The sequence below is a fragment of the Syntrophothermus lipocalidus DSM 12680 genome (assembly GCF_000092405.1).
GTDB classification, from domain to species: Bacteria; Bacillota; Syntrophomonadia; order Syntrophomonadales; family Syntrophothermaceae; genus Syntrophothermus; species Syntrophothermus lipocalidus.
The window spans coordinates 227,378-245,635 of record NC_014220.1; the positions used below are offsets into that span (position 1 = coordinate 227,378).

At 53.7% G+C, this 18,258-nt stretch carries 19 protein-coding genes and 1 riboswitch; of the genes, 5 read left to right on the forward strand and 14 right to left on the reverse strand.

Annotated elements, in window-relative coordinates:
• Window positions 1-24: 24 nt before the first annotated feature.
• The 5 genes from SLIP_RS13095 to SLIP_RS01115 all read right to left on the reverse strand — a co-directional run bounded on the left by SLIP_RS13095 (window position 25) and on the right by SLIP_RS01115 (window position 4,410).
• A complete protein-coding gene (locus tag SLIP_RS13095; RefSeq protein ID WP_423218573.1) occupies window positions 25-486 on the reverse strand; it encodes a DnaJ domain-containing protein in 462 nt (153 codons plus the stop codon).
• Entirely contained in the window at window positions 479-1,657 is a 1,179-nt protein-coding gene (locus tag SLIP_RS01100; protein ID WP_242649129.1) for an ABC transporter permease, read from the reverse strand. The genes SLIP_RS13095 and SLIP_RS01100 overlap by 8 nt, the downstream gene beginning before the upstream one ends.
• 5 nt (window positions 1,658-1,662) lie before the next feature.
• Window positions 1,663-2,400, reverse strand: coding sequence for an ABC transporter ATP-binding protein (locus SLIP_RS01105; protein WP_013174418.1), 738 nt, complete (start codon window positions 2,398-2,400; stop codon window positions 1,663-1,665).
• Window positions 2,397-3,611, reverse strand: coding sequence for an efflux RND transporter periplasmic adaptor subunit (locus tag SLIP_RS01110; RefSeq protein ID WP_013174419.1), 1,215 nt, complete (start codon window positions 3,609-3,611; stop codon window positions 2,397-2,399). Before SLIP_RS01110 ends, SLIP_RS01105 begins: the two co-directional genes overlap by 4 nt.
• Before the next feature lie 88 nt (window positions 3,612-3,699).
• A complete protein-coding gene (locus tag SLIP_RS01115) occupies window positions 3,700-4,410 on the reverse strand; it encodes a YIP1 family protein (RefSeq protein ID WP_013174420.1) in 711 nt (236 codons plus the stop codon).
• Between the two features lie 353 nt (window positions 4,411-4,763).
• Between SLIP_RS01115 and SLIP_RS12530 the strand changes: the two genes are divergently transcribed.
• Window positions 4,764-5,030, forward strand: coding sequence for a nucleotidyltransferase family protein (locus SLIP_RS12530; protein WP_013174421.1), 267 nt, complete (start codon window positions 4,764-4,766; stop codon window positions 5,028-5,030).
• A gap of 50 nt (window positions 5,031-5,080) precedes the next feature.
• Here SLIP_RS12530 and SLIP_RS01125 read toward each other — a convergent pair whose 3' ends face one another.
• From SLIP_RS01125 to SLIP_RS01155, 7 genes are all read right to left on the reverse strand, one after another.
• Window positions 5,081-5,944, reverse strand: coding sequence for an aldo/keto reductase (locus SLIP_RS01125; RefSeq protein ID WP_013174422.1), 864 nt, complete (start codon window positions 5,942-5,944; stop codon window positions 5,081-5,083).
• 23 nt (window positions 5,945-5,967) lie between these two features.
• A complete protein-coding gene (locus SLIP_RS01130; protein WP_013174423.1) occupies window positions 5,968-7,173 on the reverse strand; it encodes an iron-containing alcohol dehydrogenase in 1,206 nt (401 codons plus the stop codon).
• A 313-nt stretch (window positions 7,174-7,486) separates the two neighbouring features.
• Entirely contained in the window at window positions 7,487-8,029 is a 543-nt protein-coding gene (locus SLIP_RS01135) for a transposase (protein ID WP_341271057.1), read from the reverse strand.
• A gap of 15 nt (window positions 8,030-8,044) precedes the next feature.
• Window positions 8,045-8,635, reverse strand: a complete 591-nt coding sequence (locus SLIP_RS01140; RefSeq protein ID WP_013174424.1) for a TetR/AcrR family transcriptional regulator — start codon at window positions 8,633-8,635, stop codon at window positions 8,045-8,047.
• Window positions 8,636-8,667: 32 nt separating this feature from the next.
• On the reverse strand, window positions 8,668-11,049 hold the full coding sequence (locus tag SLIP_RS01145; protein ID WP_013174425.1) for an ABC transporter permease: 2,382 nt from the start codon (window positions 11,047-11,049) through the stop codon (window positions 8,668-8,670).
• Window positions 11,049-11,774 (reverse strand): ATP-binding cassette domain-containing protein, encoded by a 726-nt coding sequence (locus SLIP_RS01150; RefSeq protein ID WP_013174426.1) that lies wholly within the window; start codon window positions 11,772-11,774, stop codon window positions 11,049-11,051. The genes SLIP_RS01145 and SLIP_RS01150 overlap by 1 nt, the downstream gene beginning before the upstream one ends.
• A complete protein-coding gene (locus tag SLIP_RS01155) occupies window positions 11,767-12,840 on the reverse strand; it encodes an HlyD family secretion protein (RefSeq protein ID WP_013174427.1) in 1,074 nt (357 codons plus the stop codon). The genes SLIP_RS01150 and SLIP_RS01155 overlap by 8 nt, the downstream gene beginning before the upstream one ends.
• A 165-nt stretch (window positions 12,841-13,005) precedes the next feature.
• Between SLIP_RS01155 and SLIP_RS01160 the strand changes: the two genes are divergently transcribed.
• Window positions 13,006-13,476, forward strand: coding sequence for a YbaK/EbsC family protein (locus tag SLIP_RS01160; RefSeq protein WP_013174428.1), 471 nt, complete (start codon window positions 13,006-13,008; stop codon window positions 13,474-13,476).
• Here SLIP_RS01160 and SLIP_RS01165 read toward each other — a convergent pair.
• A complete protein-coding gene (locus SLIP_RS01165) occupies window positions 13,473-13,859 on the reverse strand; it encodes a helix-turn-helix domain-containing protein (protein ID WP_013174429.1) in 387 nt (128 codons plus the stop codon). The genes SLIP_RS01160 and SLIP_RS01165 overlap by 4 nt on opposite strands.
• Window positions 13,860-14,032: 173 nt before the next feature.
• Between SLIP_RS01165 and SLIP_RS12275 the strand changes: the two genes are divergently transcribed.
• Window positions 14,033-14,188, forward strand: coding sequence for a Spo0E family sporulation regulatory protein-aspartic acid phosphatase (locus tag SLIP_RS12275; RefSeq protein WP_242649130.1), 156 nt, complete (start codon window positions 14,033-14,035; stop codon window positions 14,186-14,188).
• 209 nt (window positions 14,189-14,397) lie between these two features.
• Here SLIP_RS12275 and rbr read toward each other — a convergent pair whose 3' ends face one another.
• Window positions 14,398-14,931 carry a rubrerythrin gene (rbr, locus tag SLIP_RS01170; protein WP_013174431.1) on the reverse strand — a complete coding sequence of 178 codons (534 nt, stop codon included), beginning with the start codon at window positions 14,929-14,931 and terminating at the stop codon, window positions 14,398-14,400.
• A 213-nt stretch (window positions 14,932-15,144) separates the two neighbouring features.
• A riboswitch (TPP riboswitch) is annotated at window positions 15,145-15,243 on the forward strand.
• Window positions 15,244-15,291: 48 nt separating this feature from the next.
• On the opposite strand from rbr, the gene thiD reads away from it, so the two are divergent.
• Window positions 15,292-16,806: a bifunctional hydroxymethylpyrimidine kinase/phosphomethylpyrimidine kinase gene (gene thiD, locus SLIP_RS12680; RefSeq protein ID WP_169303740.1), complete on the forward strand. Its 1,515-nt coding sequence runs from the start codon at window positions 15,292-15,294 to the stop codon at window positions 16,804-16,806.
• A 42-nt stretch (window positions 16,807-16,848) separates the two neighbouring features.
• Window positions 16,849-18,126 carry a phosphomethylpyrimidine synthase ThiC gene (gene thiC, locus SLIP_RS01180; protein ID WP_013174433.1) on the forward strand — a complete coding sequence of 426 codons (1,278 nt, stop codon included), beginning with the start codon at window positions 16,849-16,851 and terminating at the stop codon, window positions 18,124-18,126.
• The last annotated feature ends 132 nt before the right edge of the window (window positions 18,127-18,258 follow it).

The window sequence follows — 18,258 nt, forward strand, 5'->3', positions numbered from 1 at the left end:
CTAGCAGATGCTTTATCATTTTCTTCAATAACATGGGGCGGTATACCACACCTTGGCTAGGTTTCTATACCTCGCCTTTATTTCGGTCTGAGAAGCGCTCTCCGGGACTCCTAATATCGAATAGTAATCCTTTGAAATAGCCGATCTGAACCGCACCTTGGCAACCCCCTGAAATGGTTTGCCTACTGCTTGAAAGCAATTAGATCCCACGATTGGAAAAGCGATCACAAAAACCCAGCAGGAAAACACGCTCATCAACTTCAAAGACCGAACTAAACGAAGTGGTAATACAGAATTGCCGACATAACTTTGACCAGTTGTCCTGAGAAAGGAGCGGTTGCCTTTTGTGTTAATACAAAACTTCGCTAACTTTAGGTCTTTGTCACCGTACCGTGTATTCGCCAAAAGAACACTAGGCATATCCAACAGAGCAGTCACACTTGTCCACGACATGGAAACAGTGGTTTTAGGGTTAACATCACTCATACCGCAGGGCTTCAATTGGATCCAGCCGTGCCGCCTTGTTAGCCGGATAGATGCCAAAGAAGATACCTACCGCTGCTGAAAACACAAAGGCCAGCGCTATGGTCAACGGCGAAATCTCAGGAGGCAGCTTTAACATCAGGCATACAATGGCCGATCCAGCGATGCCTAGAATCATCCCTATGGTTCCGCCTATGAGGCTTAAGACTAAGGCCTCAATCAGAAACTGCACCAGGATGTCCCTTCGCCGGGCACCTACAGCCATCCTAATACCTACCTCGCGGGTTCTCTCTGTCACCGAGACCAGCATAATGTTCATAACGCCTACTCCGCCGACAAGCAGCGAAATCCCCGCGATCGCCCCAATAATCGTGGTCATAATACCCATCACGCGGTCAGCCACCGCCATCTCTTCCTCCATAGTAAAGGAACTGTACCGGTCCGTGGTATGGTGGCGCCTGTTCAGTATATTCTTGGCCTGTTTCACCGCTTCGTTGACCCTGTCCTTGTTAACCGCCTTTCCTTCAAGCTGGTCTACCCGCGAGGAGTTGAACAGGCTCTGCCAGTAGGAAAAGGGAATATAGACGTTTCTAACCTGTCCCTCCATGAAGATGCTTTCGCCAGCTTTGGCCACCCCGATCACCAGGGTCGGGGTATTCTTCAATAGTATCTTTTTCCCTATCGGGTCGGCCCGCCCAAACAGGTTCTCCCCCAGCTTTTCATCGATAACCGCAACTCGCCGAACCGCCCTGTTATCGATTTCCGAAAAGAAACGTCCCCGTGCAAGGTCTAAGTTGCGGACTTTAACAAAATCGCCAGTCGTTCCGACGGCCAGTACCTGTTTGCTCCCTCTGCGGCTCTTAACTTCTGCGTACTCATAACTAGAAGGGGCCAAGGCCAGTATGGCTGGCACTCGTTCCTTGATCACGCGGATATCCTGCAAGTTTATCCTTTCTGAGTCAGTGACCGTATCCGTGCTGACACTTTGGATGTAGATAACGAACAACGTGGATCCAATCTGTTCCATCTCGCTCAGCAGCTTGGATCTCCCGCCCTGCCCGATGGCCACCACCAGTATGACAGCAGCAACCCCTATCACGATGCCGAGCATGGTAAGAAACGACCGCATCTTGTTGACCCAGATACCCTCCAGCGCGATTCGAATGCTCTCCATCCAGTTCACAAGCTCGGCGCCTCCTCTATCGGCATCTTGGCCAGCACTTCTTCTGCGGAAACCGGTGTCGGAACCGGTTCATCTCTGACTATCCGCCCGTCGCGAAAATAGATAACCCGCTGGCAGTGCCTAGCAATCTCCGGATCATGAGTGACAAGAACAATCGTTGCCCCCTCGCGATTCAGATCCTGAAAAACGGCCATGATCTCCTCCCCCGAACGGGTATCAAGGTTGCCTGTCGGCTCGTCGGCTAGTATGAGGCTAGGGTTGTTCACGAGGGCCCGGGCAATCGCCACCTTCTGTTTCTGGCCGCCCGACAACTCATTGGGACGATGATTGCCGCAGTCGGCCAGCCCTACCCTAGCCAGGGCCTCCTTTGCTCTGTGCCGCCGGACATCGGTCGGCACGTTGGCATAGATCATAGGAAGTTCTACATTGCGTAAGGCAGTCAACCGCGGCAGTAGGTTGAACGTTTGGAAGACGAACCCGATACGCTGGTTTCTGATTTCCGCCAGTTCTTCTTCCCTCAGAACAGAAGTTTCTAACCCATCAAGGGTGTACGAACCGCTGGTGGGACGATCGAGACAACCGAGGATGTTCATCAAGGTGGACTTCCCTGACCCTGAGGGTCCCATCACCGCGACAAACTCGTGAGCGGCTACCTGCAAGTTAACGTCCTTCAGGGCATGCACCGCTAGGCTCCCGTTTTGATAAATCTTACTCAAGTTATTTGTTTTAATCATTGACTTCTCACCAAGGATCCGTCCTCAAGTTTTTCCGGAGGATTGAGTATCACCCTGTCCCCGGAGGACACCCCATCCAGAATCTCCACACGCATCTCGTCGCTAATCCCGGTTCTGACCTGCCGTTTCCGGGCTACCCCGTCCTTGACCACAAAAACAGCGCTTTCATTTCCATCTTCCACAATCGCCTCGTAGGGAACAACCAGAGCGGCTTTCCGTCTGGCAGTAGTGATGTTCAGGTCCACGTTATACCCTGGCCTGAGCAGTTCGGCGTTCCCAATCACACCTATTGTTACGGGCACAATGGTCTGTTCGCTCTGATTCTTGATCTTGTTTTCTGCCCGGGGAGCAATGTCCTTAACCCGCCCCCGGTACTTGTTGGTGCCCAAAGGTTCTCCCGTAATCTCCACATCCTGTCCCACAGCGAGCCGCAAGACATCAACCTCACTGATGTCGGCCTGAACCTCAAGGCTGCTTAGGTTGCCGATGGTAAACAGCGCCGTGCCGGCAGAGACAAACTGGCCTTTTTCTACAGTCCTTGCTAGGATGGTTCCGTCACACGGGGCCGCAATCCTGGCCGCCTGAAGCCGGTTAACAGCCAGTTTCCAGGATGCCTCGGCCTGTCTTACCCTCGCTTCATAAGACTGGCGACTGGCCGCCGCTTGGGCAAGGGCACTCTCGTACTGCGACTTCTTGAGATCCGCATCCAGCTGCGCCGCTTCCAGCTGTTCTAAGGATATTGCTCCGGCCGCGTACAGTTCCTGATTGCGTTTCAGCTTTTCTTTGGCGTTGTCGTAAACCAGCTTTGCCTGCTGCACCGCCGGTTCGGTCTCGCCCTTTGCCTGTAACACCGCCTGCGCCCGCGCCTCCATCAGCGCCGCCTCCGCCTGCTGTGCTTCCAGTATCAAATCCCGGTCATTGAACTGAAGCAGCACCTGTCCTGCCTTCACCTGATCACCTACTTTAACTTTTACGTCCTGGACGATGCCGCTGGTCTTAGCAGTGATGACCTCCTTATCACGAACCACAACCGTACCGGTAGTAAAAATGTTGGCTACCAAAGGGGCCTTTCTTACTACTGCCGTTTGAACCTCAAGCACCTCTTTCTGTCTGAAACGGTAGATGTTGATCCCGAACAGAAGGGCAACAATCGCCGTCATAGTGACACCGATGATGACCTTGTTACGTTGGTTGAAAGGAATCTGTGGCAAAAAAATCTCCTCCCCCGACGCTTCCCGAAAACTACCCTGGCGATGTGCCCGCGCGGCAACAAAGTAGCCTTCTTCCCTAGGTCAGGTTTCACCCGCTCAGCGGCAGCTTTGGACCAAACGCCCGCGCCAAAATCGCTGTCAAACCCAGGTACAGCACCCACAAGGTAAAGATGTACACCGCCGCACGCCTGGTTCCGATTTTTAGAGTTATCCCCGCTCCGATGGCTAGCAGAATGAGATTCCAGACCACAAACAGGTCAACTTTTGATAAAACCGCAAACAGCGCCCCGGACGTCTGTCCCCTGGGTAGAAGAACTGCCAAGCTTGTCTGTATCAGCATTAGATCTTTGGCCTGAGCAAACAACGACAGCAACATTTTGACCAGATTCCCAATAGCAGCCGGGACCCACGCCACAACAGCAACAGAAAACAGCGTTTTGAACGGGGTTCCGCGTACTGTGAACTGATCGATTAGCTTCAGTACAGCAGCTTCCATCAGCCAAATCAACAAGGGTACCACGATGGCCGTCGCTGCCGTGCTGACAGCGACCGCCTTCAACGATATCGCTATCTGCTCGGGAGGAGCATGAAGCTCTTCCAGCGTAATTCTGGTGAATTCCTTGACTTTAGGCAGCATCACCAAAGCTACGATGAGGTTCACCGCCACAAGCATGAGCACTGGTATAAGAGGCCGGGGTGCTTCTGCAACGGCTGCAAAGGCTTCTCCTGGACTTGTGACAACCTTGTACAATATCTGGATAGCTCCCGGTGCCTGTTTGGCTTTCTGGCTTTCCTCCATAAATATCAACCCCCACGGACTTCTTGGTCCCAATCATATTGGTTATTCTATTCTCCTTGTCGACTTCCGTTTCCTGCCGGATTCAACCAGTTAACTCGGGCCGCACTTCTTCCAGTCTCACTTCTCCTTCGTAGCAGGCCCAGAATACCTCTCTCTAAGTCCGGTTAATCCTTTCTACCACCCCGTTCAGCTTCGGGCTTCGGGATGGTAAACAAAGCAGCCTTATCCCATATTCCTTGCATGCTAACTCAAAATCGGCGTAAAACTCGCTCCCTCCATCTACCTGTATTGCCTTTATTTCAAACGGGCCAGGTAACCATTCCGGCAGAAATACGTGAAAGGTGGCCCTTAGAGTGGGCCCAAAAAAGAACAAGGTTGATGTGGCCGTTTTTAAGGCCTTGCATCCTGAGCTGGTTAAGCTGGATGAGCGAAAAAAAGAGGAACGGTTAAGGCTGGCTTGGCAAAAGGCCGGCGATATAGCGGCCATGTTGAGGCATAAGTGCGGGGCGCGGGAGGTTTACCTCTACGGCTGCTCGGCGTGGGGCGGTTTCGACGAGCATTCTGATATAGATTTATTGGCGGTAGGCCGTTTCCGGCAACTACGGGCAGGCTTACAATAAGTCCGACACCATAGCCAAACCGTTCAAAATCACCGTTTTTCATTTGCCCACTATGTATCAAATTTAAGCGTACCAAGCCATTTCACGGTTTCCGGATCATTATGCGATAAGAACAGGCTCTTTTTAGTGTCCAATGTTGCACTTTTTTCCATATCCTCTTGACTTAATTCAAAGTCGAATATGCCAATGTTTTCGATCATCCTTTCTTTGTGTACAGTCTTCGGTATTGTGACTATCCCCCTTTGGACCACCCAGCGTAAAATCACCTGCGCAACTGTTTTATTGTACTTTTTGGCTACAGATGCTAAAACTTCATTCTGAAAGATGTTGTTCCTGCCTTCTGCAAAAGGCCCCCAGGCTTCTGGCTGTATATTATACTTCTTCATGAACTCGATGCTTTCTGTTTGCTGGTAAAACGGGTGTATTTCAATCTGATTCACAGCAGGAACTACCTCGTGGTGAACTATTAAATCCATTAAACGATCTGGTTGGAAGTTACTGACTCCTATCGCCCTAACCAATCCCTCATGATAAAGCTCCTCCATAGCCCGCCAAGCACAATGGACATCACCAAACGGTTGATGAATCAAGTAAAGGTCGATATAGTCAAGCTGAAGCTTTTTAAGCGATTTTTCAAATGCTTTCTTGGTCGACTCGTAGCCCGCGTCTTGTATCCAAAGTTTTGTAGTAACAAAAAGTCCTTCTCTTTTCACCATACCTTCCTCGATTGCCCTCTTAATAGCCTTGCCAACCGCTTCTTCATTCATATAAGCGGCTGCAGTATCGATTAATCGATAACCTACCTTGATTGCGTCATAAACACACTGTTCACACTGCGTTAGGTCGGTAATTTGATAAACGCCGAAGCCCAGTATGGGCATTTCAACACCGTTGTTCAAAATCACCTTTTGCATGTTAATCCCTCCTGTTGAATTAATTACATTGCCATACGCAGTATTTCTACAATATCTTCCTTTCGCAGAGGGGGACGACCTGGAAGCCTTCCTTCTTCATCCCGAAGCACTTTCAGCGTCTCTTCCGCATAACCGAAAAGCATTTCCTTGGTAATTTCTCCAATGCCCAATTCCGACAGGCGTGTAGGACACCCTATGGAACGCAAAAACTCTTCAAACCTATCAATACCCTCCATAGCCAGGCTCAAGTCGTCTTTGCCCGTTGCCGCAAGGCCAAAAATATGCTGAGCAAATTTGGCAAACCGGTCGGGACGGAATCTTGCAGCAAAGCGCATCCAGGCCAGGTTCACGACTGCCAGCCCTGCTCCATGGGGGATATCGTAGAGCGCGGAAAGTGTATGCTCGATCATGTGAACCGGTGCTATATAATTTGTACCAACCTGAACCCAGCCGTTCAGGGCAACTATCGACGCCCACTGCACCTGAGTGCGCGCTTCCAGGTCACTTCCATCTCTAACCGCCTTTGGTCCCCACTCCAAGACAGTAAGAATCACTCCCTCGGCAAATCTGTCCTGAAGAGGAGTCCCGTCTATACCGTTAAAATAACCCTCTGTCACATGGGTTATTATGTCGCAAACCCCGAAAGCTGTGTGGTTCTTGGGCACTGTCACCGTAAGTTCAGGATCCACCACTGCCACACGAGGATAGAGAACCTCGGCCTTAACAAATGTTTTTAGCTTTTCTCCTTCATCGTCAATTGTGATCACCGCACCGTTGTTCATTTCCGAGCCAGTTGCCGCCAGGGTAGGAACAGTGATAATGGGGAGAGCTCGCTCTGGCAGCCTGGGCACTTTCCCTGCCCGCACAAGCATATCCCTGGGATGTCCTTCATAAAGGACTGAGGCTGCAATTACTTTTGAGGTGTCCATGACGCTACCGCCACCCATGCCTATAACCACATCACATGCTTCTTTTTTTGCCAGCTCTGCAGCGCGCACCACAGTTGACAGACGTGGGTTTGGCTCAACACCAGAGAATTCCACCACTGAAACACCCGCTGCTTTGAGACTTGCTACCGCTTGGTCAAATGCTCCGCTTTTCTTTACACTTCCTCCGCCAATGACGAGCAGTGCTTTTTTACCATACGGACGTACCGCTTTTTCTAACTGCGCCAGCGAACCCGCACCAAAGATGAGCCGGGTTGGATTATAAAATCCAAATTTCATCATAGGTAACATCTCCCTCCCTAATATTTTGTGAGATTAGTTTAATACTTGGAGTTAACTTTAAGGCAATACCTTTTGGAGTATAAATCTTAGCAACTACCTTTGGGTGTCTTTGTCAACGGACCTGTTGCCGAACCCCTATCGGTAAGGCTAAGTCAGTGAGAATGATAAGGAATTGGGTGACCATAGCCGGAGAAAAAATGCCGTTAAACCGGAGCTCTGCCCGGGTTCCTTTCGTTTACCTCCCATCCATTTTACCAACTGCCTGATATTGTGCGCCGCCAAAGCTAACAGGACCTGAGTATGTACCTTCGTACTACCAAACTTCGTCCGGATATTCTTTTACCGTCTTTTCCTGTTCATGATAAAATCTACCCTTTACTAAGGAGTCCAAGGAAGCATTAACTTGCATGACGGTAGCATCTACGAACACTTTTTCGCCTTGGATTAATCCTTGCTCCTGGCATACTTGGACAATGTGTCGGAAGAACTGTTCGTAAACCTCTCTTCCAAAACGAACCCGAGCTTTGGAAAGAATGCTGTGGTCAGGTGGTGTTTCGTCCAGGTCGTATCCAAGAAACCACATAAACGCTAAATTTAACCGACACTCTTCGGCAAGTTTCCTCTCGCTGATTATCCCGTACAGGTATCCGAGCAGAGCCATCTTGAAAATAACAACCGGGTCTACAGAGGGAGAACCGGTATGGCTGTAGTACGAACGGACGTAGTCGTAAATTTTTGCTGCAGGTTCCGCACATGCGCGGGGTGGGATTCCGCTACCGGCCGGTATGGGACCTGAGACACCCGGAAATGGTCGAGGCCTAGCCCCCTCATGACCCGGGGATTTTACGCCCGTCAGGACTCGGTCACACCGTTACGGTTTTGCCCCGCCAAAGAAAAGGGCACAAAGCCGGTTTTCGATGTCGTTCCAGTCGACAGGAGTGGGCTTGCCCAGAAAATGCAGGGCGGTTACTGCGGTCATGCCGAAAAAGGCGACGGCGAGGACTTCGGGATCTTGTCGGCGTATGGCGCCCTCTTCCATTCCCCGCAAGAAATACCCACCGATTAGGGCATAATACTCGGTCAAGAGCTCCTGGAGCCTCTGCTGGCGGTCTAGCGATCCCCAGGCTTCGGCCAGGATGACCCGGCATACATCCCAGTAGTCTGTGAAGAAAGCCAGGTGGACCTGGACCAGCTTTTCCAGTATGGCAGGGGTTTCTTCTTCGATTCCGGCCAGAGCTCGGTTTAGTCGTTGCTTCAGGATGGCCATCGCTTCGTCGATGAGAAAGAGGAAGATATCTTCCTTTCCCTTGAAGTAATAATAGACTGTACCTTTAGCCACGGCTGCGGCTTCGGCGATCTCGTCGACCGTGGTTTTTTCAAATCCTTTTTCGGCAAACAGGCGGGCTGCCGCTTCAAACAGCTTCTTTTTCTTTCCCGTGTCTTGGGGCGGGCTCTTGTCCATCAGGTACTGCTCCTTTTAAAGTTTATTTTCCCTCAGTCCGGTTCGTCGTACTGCTGCCACTGGACATTCCTTATCCTGCAGGTAGAGAGTACAGCCAGGCCAACGAACACCACTGCCATGATAGCCAGAACCAGGATGTCGGTCAATACCTCGTTCAAGCCTGCCGATTTCATGGTTATGGCACGGGCGGCGTGGGTCATCCAGGTGGCAGGGCATAAGTATCCGAAATACCGAACCCAGGCGGCCATGCTCTGGTGCGGCCAGGTGAATCCGGTAGCCAGAGCCATAGGCAGGTTGAAGAGGCAAATGACAGTGGTGGCCTGTACGGTGTCGCGGAAGACGCCGGAAAGGGCGTAGCCCAGGCCTACTACGGCCAGGCCAAACAGGGCCAAGGCCAGCCACAAAAGGAATATATTGCCGTGCACGGGCAGCCCCAGAAAAAGATGCGAACCGGCCAAGGCCAGGCCGCCGTTGGCCAACAGCACCAGGTAGTAGGGAATGACCTTGCCCCAGAATATCTGGGCATTGCTCAAGCCAGACATGGCAAAATGGACCCACGTGTTATCCTCTTTTTCGCGGGCAAGGGTGAGGCCTTCTCCTAAGAGGCAGGTTTGCTGGACCGCGATGACGACGAGCAGCAGGAAAAGGAAATAGGTATAGTTGTACGTGGGGTTATACCGCGACTCCGAGACGAATTGAATAGATTTGAGAACGTCTTCGGCCTGATCCGGTTCCAGGCCAGCCCCGAGCATGGTCTTGGACATCAGTTCGGCTCCTACCGAACGGTTCACCTCGGCCGCCGCTTTGCGAAGGTTGTACGCATAGATCAGGTTGCACCCGTCTATGATCACCTGAACCCGCGCCGGATCGCCTCTGGTCAGAGATTTTTCAAAGTCTTCGGGGATGACTACCGCGGCTCGAACGCGGTTTTCATCGAGAGCCCGGTCCATTTCCCGAATCGTATCGGGATAAAAAACGATGGCCATGCGGGGATGGGCTTCCAGCATGCGGACCAGCTCGCGGCTGGCGGGGCTGTGATCCCGGTCCACCACTGCCACGGGGATTTCCGTTAGAATGCCGGCACAGTAAGCCAGGCCGAACAGGGTCAAGTAGAAAGCGGTAGCAGCAAAGAGCACCATTATTATAAACTTGTCGCGGGTGATTGCCAGCCACTCCAGGTATGCTACGCTTGCTATGTTACGCAGGGATTGCACTTTAAAAACCTCCTGCTCGGAATTACAGGTTGCCGACAGAGGGCATTGAACCAGGTAACGGTCGGTTATTTTCAGGGCTAAAGCCGCCAGGACGCCACAGACCAGGCTGATGAGAGCCAGGTTGACGACATAAGGGCTGATGGCACTCCAGCCAGCTCCCTTCATGGTGATGGTTTGGAAAGCCTGAAGATACCAGGTCAGGGGCAGGCACTCCCCGATTATCCGGGCTACGGGATGCATGGCGTCCAACGGCCAGGTAAACCCCGACAGTATAAAAGAGGGCATGGCCATTACCATCGTGAACCGAACTGAGTTTATTTTAGCGGTCAAGGCTGAAACCAGGATGCCAAATAGCCCGACGGTTACCAGGAAAACCGCGGTGGTTAAGGCCAGGAGCCAGGCCGAACCGTGTACCGGAAGGCGGTACAGGCAGGCCCCGCCCAGGAGGATGAGCCCCGCCTGTGCCAGGGCTGTCAACAGGTAAGGCAGCAGCTTACCCGCGCAGATGAGACCGTAGCCGTAGGGCAAGGCGCGGTACTGCACCCAAGTTCCCATTTCCCTTTCCCGGGAAATGGTAGTAGCCACTCCCAGGAGGTAAGTCTGCTGGAGGATGTAAAAAGCCATGCCGAAAAGGAGGAAGAAGGCGTAGTTGTAAGCCGGGTTGTAGCGGGCGGTAACAGGAAACTGCACCGCTGTGAGGATGCGTTGAACCTGCACGGTCAAAAGCCCCCGGGAAAGGAGAAGCCTGCTGCGCAGGGTGGCGGCCAGCTCGTTTATCACGTCCCCGGTGGCTGAAGTGGCGATGTTGGTGAAAACCATGTTGCTCCCATCGATGATGGTCAGGATGCGGGCAGGTTCTCCCCGCCCCGCCCGGCGGTCCAGGTTCTCGGGGATAACGACCGCCACCCGGGCTTTTTCTTCTTTGAGCCAGGATTGGGTTTGTTCATAATCGGCGGCGTAACCGACCACCTCGAGGGACGGATTGGCTTTGATGGCTTGGATTATTTCCCGGCTCATGGGACTGCGATCGAGATCCAGGATAACGGTGGGGATGTGGACAATGACCTGATCGCGGTAGACACCGCCTAAAAATATTAGCATCAAAAGAGGAACTGCGATGAAGATCACGGTCAGCGTCCGGTTACGCAGCAGGCACAAGGTTTCCGCATAGGCAATTCCTGCCAAAGCACGCAGCCGCATCAAACCCTGCCTCCCTCCTGTTCTTGCGAAGGTGCGGCCTCACGCTCACCGCTGCGGGCAAACAATTCGAAGAACTCCTGGGGCTGGTACACGGTAAGACTCCCTTCTCGCAGATACCCGATGCGGAGACTGCAGGCACGAGCCAGGGTCCTTATTTCTTCTAGCCGGTCGGTGGCCCATATGCAGGTACTGCCTTCATCTACGCGGCGCAGAAGGGCCTCGATGATAACCTGGGCCGAGTCGGGGTCGGTACGGGCCAAGATGTCGTCCAGGAGGAGGAGCTTCGGTTCATTTATGAGGGCGCAGGCCAGGCTCACCCGCTGTTTTGCTCCCTGCGGCAGGTGCGTCACCCGGCGGTTTTCTAACGCGCCTAGACCGAGCTCCTCCACCAGTAACGGCACCAGGCGGGCAAGATCAGACGCAGGTATTCCCTTCATCATACCGATAGCCTGCAGGTTCTCACAGGCGGTAAGGCGGGGAAAAAGGCTGGGGAACTGGGTTACCAGGCCGATCTCCCGCCGGTCACAGGTCTGGACCTTGCCCCAACGGTAGGGGAGGAGACCCGCGAGAACCGATATTAGCGTGGTTTTGCCAGACCCGGAGTAACCGAACAGGGCGAATACCGTCCCGGGACCGGCCTCAAAATCCACTCCATTCAACACCGTTTCCCCTCTATATGCACATGTCAATCCGGAAACCCGTACCCTAGACTCAGCACTACTCATCTGCCGAAAACCTCACTGTCTCGGTCATTCCCGTTTTCAATTCCAGATCCGGATTGGGGATACTTACTTTTACCTCGAAGCTGCGGATGTCCCGGTCATACTGGTCATTTACCGCCTTTTGGGTGGCGAAATCGCCGGCAGGGTTGACCCATTTGACTACGCCGCCGAACTCCCGGTTGTCAAAAGCCGCGACTTTGACCTTCGCTTTGGTCCCCGGTTTGACGCGGCCGATTCTATTTTCGCCGACGAATACCTTGACCCATGTGTTTTTGAGGTCGGTGATGCGCAGAACCGGTGTGCCGGCACCTACGGTTTCCCCCGGTTCCATAAGGCGCAGGGTAACTATTCCGGCCAGAGTCGACTTAAGGGTAGCGTTGTTCAAGTAAACCACGGCTTCGTCGTACTTGGCTTGAGCCAAGGCTACCTGAGCCTGGGCGGCGGCTACGTCGTTTTCGCTCAAGGTCACCTGCAGTTCTCCCGACTTGGCTTTTTCTAAGGCGGCCTGCGCCTGGGCCAGTCGCGCGAGAGCGGCTTTGTATTCGGCTTCGGCCTTGTCTTTATCTTGCGCGGAAACGGCTCCGCTGGCATAAAGGTCCTGGATCCGCTTCCAGGTGGTTTCACAGATGTCGAGGTTGGCTTGCGCTTGTCTGACCGCTGCTTCGGCTTCTTGTACCTGGCTTAAGCTGACACCGCTCTGCAACCCTACAGCGTTTTGAGCCTTGATCAGCTCGACCTTGGCCGCCTCCAGAGCGGCTTTGGCCTGGGCTACTTGGGTCTTGAGCTCGTCTGTTTCCAACGTGGCCAAAACCTGACCCGGTTTTACCTCGTCTCCTTCGTCTACAGCGAAACAGGCGATTTTACCCGGGACCTTGAAAGCTACCATCACCTCGTCCGCTTCGATATTACCGGTTACTTCCAACTCGGCGCCCCTGCTGGCCAGCAGTTTTTGCTCACGGTAATTGAGCCATCCAAAGGTCGTCAAGCTCAAAGCGAGCAATCCTACCGCTACGAGGGCGATGACGCGATAAGGGTTGTATGTACCGCGGTTTACAGGCCTCTGGTCCATGCCGTCTCCTCTCCCCGTATGTACTGACTGGTCAGTTTAATTTTAGGAAGTTTATTCCACGAAGTCAACCGGTTTTTGGTTTGCCCGGAGGCTAGTTTTTGCGAAGCATGTATAAAGGATGTATAATGTTTGCGTGAGTTGGGGAAGGGGAAAGGAGTAGAAATAATGGGGATCAAAGACGTGCGTGAGTATCTTCGGCAGTGGGATAGGGAGAAGGATATTTTGGAATTCGACACCTCGAGCGCTACGGTCGAGCTGGCTGCTCAGGCGGTAGGAGTAGAGCCGGCCCGGATTGCCAAGACCTTGGCTTTTAAAAACGGGGAAGGGGCTTTGCTGGTGGTCGCTGCGGGCGATGCTAGAGTCGACAACAAGAAATTCAAGCAGGAGTTCGGGTTCAAGCCCCACATGCTGAGCCCAGACGAGGCCTTGGCCCTGACCGGGCACCCGGTGGGCGGAGTCTGTCCGTTTGGACTGAAGCAGGACGTGCCTGTTTTCTGCGACGTGTCGCTCAAACGGTTTGATACGGTCTTTCCCGCCTGCGGCAGCAGCAACTCGGCCATCGAGCTCACCTGCGAGGAGCTCGACCTCTACTCGCGGAACGTGAGGTGGGTCGACGTGTGCAGGGGCTGGGCCTAACGCAGGGATTGAGCCGAGGTGTAGGCTAGGAGCAGCTTGACGATTTCTTTTATCAATTCGAGTTCCTGGGAAGAACAGCGGGCGAGGAGCTCCGTGAGCTCGGGGTCGGGTTTGCTGGAAGCAAAGTAGTGCGTGTGGCCCGGGTCGCCCACAGAAAGGATATTGTCGTTTTGGGCCCCGGTTAACAAATAATCGGGAGAGACGCGAAGACAGAAAACAAACCTCATGAAAACCGCAAGACTCATTACCCGTTCACCTCGCTCCAACTGACCGACATAGTAATCAGAAACCCCGATGATTTCGGCCAGTTGGCTGCGGGATAGCCCGAGTTTCTGCCTTTGTTCCCTTATTCTTCGACCGAGAGCTTTCAAATCCAATTGCATCGCAATCTCCGCAAAAATGTACTCAAAATAACTTTAACGGACTTGAGCGCCTATCTGAATAGGCAACGAGCTCATAAATAGAATTTGCTCTAAGCATATATTTCATGTACAATTTTGCTTTGAGACTAACTTGTCGTGTTCAAAATACCAGTTGGGGAGGATTAGGGTTGGACGTGAAAGAAAGAATCGAACTTGCGCGCACACTTCTCAATAATGCGGCCAGGATGAACGCTCGTAAGGAGCTGATTTACAGGCTCAGTCAGAAGGTTGACCAGTACGTGGTCGAGTACATGCGGAAGGAGTTGAAATCGGAGGACAAAAGCAACTAGGTTGCTGATTCGGGGACATGTGTGAAACCTTATGGCAAGGGGCGTTAAACAGGCAAGGAGTTTTGGAAACGGGCCGGTTAACGCCCCTCGACCGTCTGGGCAATCGAATTTTCGTCATCTCGCGAGATGCTACCCGGAGGCTTGCTTTTTGAAAGTCAACGATGAGGAAAAAGCGTGACCGGGAATTTTCCCGGTCACTTTCACGCTTTTTAGTAGTTGTCGCAGGCCGGCTCGTAGTAACCGCGGGGATGGGCGCAGGCCGGGCAGACTTCAGGCGGCTCAGGACCTTCGTGTACATACCCGCAGTTGCGGCAGCGCCAGCGGATGGGCTCATCGCGGCGGAACAGGGTTCCTTCATTAAGCCGCTTTAACAGGGCCAGGTACCGCTTTTCGTGCTCTTCTTCCACTTCCGCTATTTCCCGGAAGACATCGGCGATGTCGTCAAAGCCTTCTTCCCGGGCTATTTTCTCAAACTCTTTGTACATGGTGGTATGTTCGTAGTTTTCGCCTTTGGCCGCTTCCTCCAGGTTTTGGGCAGTAGTGCCTATGCCTTCGAGGAATTTGAACAACCGCTTGGCGTGCTCTTTTTCATTGTCGGCGGTTTCGAGGAAGATGCCGGCAATCTGTTCCAGTCCTTCTTTCTTGGCCTGGCTCGCGAAGTAGGTGTATTTGTTGCGGGCTTGGGACTCACCGGCAAAAGCTGCCCAGAGGTTGGCTTCGGTCTTCGATCCTTTCAATTCCATCCAGTTCGCCTCCTTTTGCTTAGTTTCTGTAAGTACCATTATCATACCAGTTATTTCTATAAAATGCGACTCCAATACATTCCTTGTCCATATTTTCAGTACCGGAATTTGCTTCGAGAACTTTTGCAGGGTGGCTTCTTTCCGATGCTTTAAACCGGTGGCGAAAATAAGCCTATAAGGTATAATCATTAATAACAGCAGCACATCGTGAGATTAACCCGGTGGGGGTGCCGACAAGGCTGAGAGGCATGATGCCAACCCTTAGAACCTGATCTGGGTAATGCCAGCGGAGGGAAACGGGGGACGAACATCACCAGGTGATGGTCAACCGCACTCTCTTCGGGGAGTGCTCGTTTATTTTTGGGGAAAGAGGTGGAGGCCATGACACCGGACGAGGTGCACAAAGTTCTTACCATAGCCGGTTCGGATTCGGGAGGCGGGGCAGGGATACAGGCGGACCTCAAGACTTTTGCGGCTTTAGGGGTCTACGGCACGAGTGTGATCACCGCGGTTACCGCTCAGAATACCTTGGGAGTTCAGGGCGTGGGTGGCATAGACCCGGCTCTGGTGGAACAGCAGATGGACAGCGTGTTCCTTGACATAAAAGTGGAGGCAGCCAAGACGGGGATGCTTTACGATGAGGGCATCATCCGGGCCGTGGCTAGAAAGCTGGGGGAACACCGGGTCAGAAATGTAGTTGTGGATCCGGTGATGGTTTCCACTACCGGACACCGGCTGCTCTTGCCGGAAGCGGAACGGGCCATGCGCGAGTTGATGATGCCGGCAGCCGACTTCGTCACTCCTAACCCGGATGAAGCGTCGGTCCTGTGGGGGGCTAGCATCCGTAAGGAAGCGGATCTGCACCAGGCGGCCCGGGCTATACGGGATATGGGAGCACGGTTCGTGATCATTACCGGGGTAAAGCGAGGGGAACGTTGTCTAGACCTGGCCTTCGACGGGCGGGAGTTTCGAGAACTGGAGGGTCCTTATATTCCTACTCCTAACACGCACGGGACCGGGTGCACTTATTCGGCAGCCCTGGCCTCGTTTCTGGCCTACGGGATGGAACCTTGGGAAGCGGCCCAGGCGGCCAAGGATTTTGTAACTACCGGGCTCCGCTATTCATACAGTCCGGGAAAAGGATCCGGGCCAGTCAATCACTCGGCTTTGTACTATCCGGGGACAGTGGCCGACCGGGCGGTGGCTCGGCTGCGCAGCCTGGTTTTTGCGAACTGGAGAAAAAGGCCCGAGCCGGGACGCGAGCCAGTCTTAAATCTCATCATAGGGAGCCCTTGGTGTAGCGGGCAGGACTACGCAGAGCTGGCTGAAAAGGCCATACGGATGGGAACCCGAGTCATTCAACTGAGGGAAAAGGAAAAGGATAGCAGGGAGATGATAGAAGTAGGTCTACGGGTAGCCCGATCCTGCCGGGAACACGGTGCGATCTTCATCGTCAATGACCGGGCAGATGTGGCTGTTGCCGTGGGAGCTGACGGCGTGCACTTGGGGCAGACTGATATTCCGCCCGAGGTCGCCCGAGCCATGATGGGCCCGGGCAAAATCGTTGGGGTATCGGTGAGTACCGTTGAGGAAGCCAGGGCGGCGATAGCGGCAGGAGCTGATTACCTGGGGTTGGGGCCGGTATTCGCGACGGCCAGCAAGCAGGACGCGGCTCCTCCCTGTGGTCTGGAAACGGTGCGGCAAGTGGCTAGCTTTTCTCCGGTGCCGGTGATAGCCATCGGGGGAATCACGCCTGAAAACGCGCGCGAAGTTCTCAATGCCGGGGCAGCGGGAGTTGCTGTTATTTCGGCGGTCTGGGACAGCCCGGATCCCTGGGACCAGATGCGGAGGTTCATAGAGATGATGCGGATTTGAGACAATTGAGACGCAGACGGACGCAGGATTGGAGGAATTGGAGTGACGCAGTTAGAAAAGGGAAGACAGGGAAAGATAACCCAAGAGATAGAATCGGTAGCAAAGGCCGAGGGGATTCATCCTGAGGTACTGCGGCAGCGAGTGGCTGAAGGGTTGGCGGTTATACCGGCCAATCCTAACCACCGGGGCTTGGTGCCTTGTGGTATCGGACTGGGCCTGCGCACAAAAGTGAATGCTAATATCGGCACATCGCCTGTGTTTCCCGATTGGCAGACTGAGGTAGAAAAACTGGAGGCAGCTTTAGCTGCGGGGGCGGATACGGTGATGGATCTCTCTACTGGAGGGGATGTTAAGATCTGCCTGCGCGAGATACTTAGCCGCAGTCACGTGCCAGTGGGTACTGTGCCGGTGTACGAGGCGGCGGTGAGGACCAGAGAGAAGTCTCGCCCGGTAGTAGAAATGGAGCCAGAGGAACTTTTTGCGGTCATCGAGGATCAGGCCATAGCCGGGGTAGACTTTATGACCGTGCACTGCGGGGTAACCCGGAGAATAGTCGAAGGGCTGAAGCAGCGCCCTCGCCTTGCCGGAATCGTCAGCCGGGGCGGGGCCATAATGGCCGGTTGGATGCTGCACCGAGGAGAGGAGAACCCGCTATACGCCCAGTTCGACCGGCTGTTAGAGATATGCCGCGAGCACGACGTTACCTTGAGCCTGGGAGACGGGCTACGGCCGGGGTGCCTGGCAGATGCTACCGATTGGGCCCAGCTGCAGGAACTGATGGTTCTGGGAGAGTTGGTCTTGAAGGCGCGCGAGGCCGGGGTGCAGGTTATGGTGGAAGGGCCGGGACACGTGCCTTTGAACCAGGTTCAGGCCAATATCCAGCTGCAGAAGCGGCTGTGCCACGGGGCTCCTTTTTACGTCCTCGGCCCTATCGTGACCGACATAGCCGCGGGGTATGATCACATCGCTGCTGCTATCGGAGGGGCCCTGGCGGCTTGGGCAGGGGCCGATTTTCTCTGCTACGTCACCCCGACCGAGCACCTGGGGCTGCCCACGGGTGAGGATGTGAGAGAAGGGGTCGTGGCCTCGCGCATTGCCGCCCATGCGGCGGACATCGCCAAGGGGCTGCAGGCAGCCTGGGCCCGCGACGAGGCTATGGCTCAGGCCCGGCGCGAACTTGATTGGGGGAAGCAGTTCGAGCTGGCGCTTGACCCTGAGAAAGCGCGGCAGATTCGCCGTGAACGTAACCCCTTTGACCAGGAGGTCTGTTCCATGTGTGGGGAGTACTGCGCGATCGACTTGGTAAACAAGTATTTGTAGCCACAGATTTATAGCCACAGATTCACACTGATGTATTTTGAATCTTAGCTAATACGATGTCCAAGTTAATCAGTGTCTAATCAAATAATCATCAGTGTTAATCTGTGGGCATCTGTGTTCATCTGTGGCTAG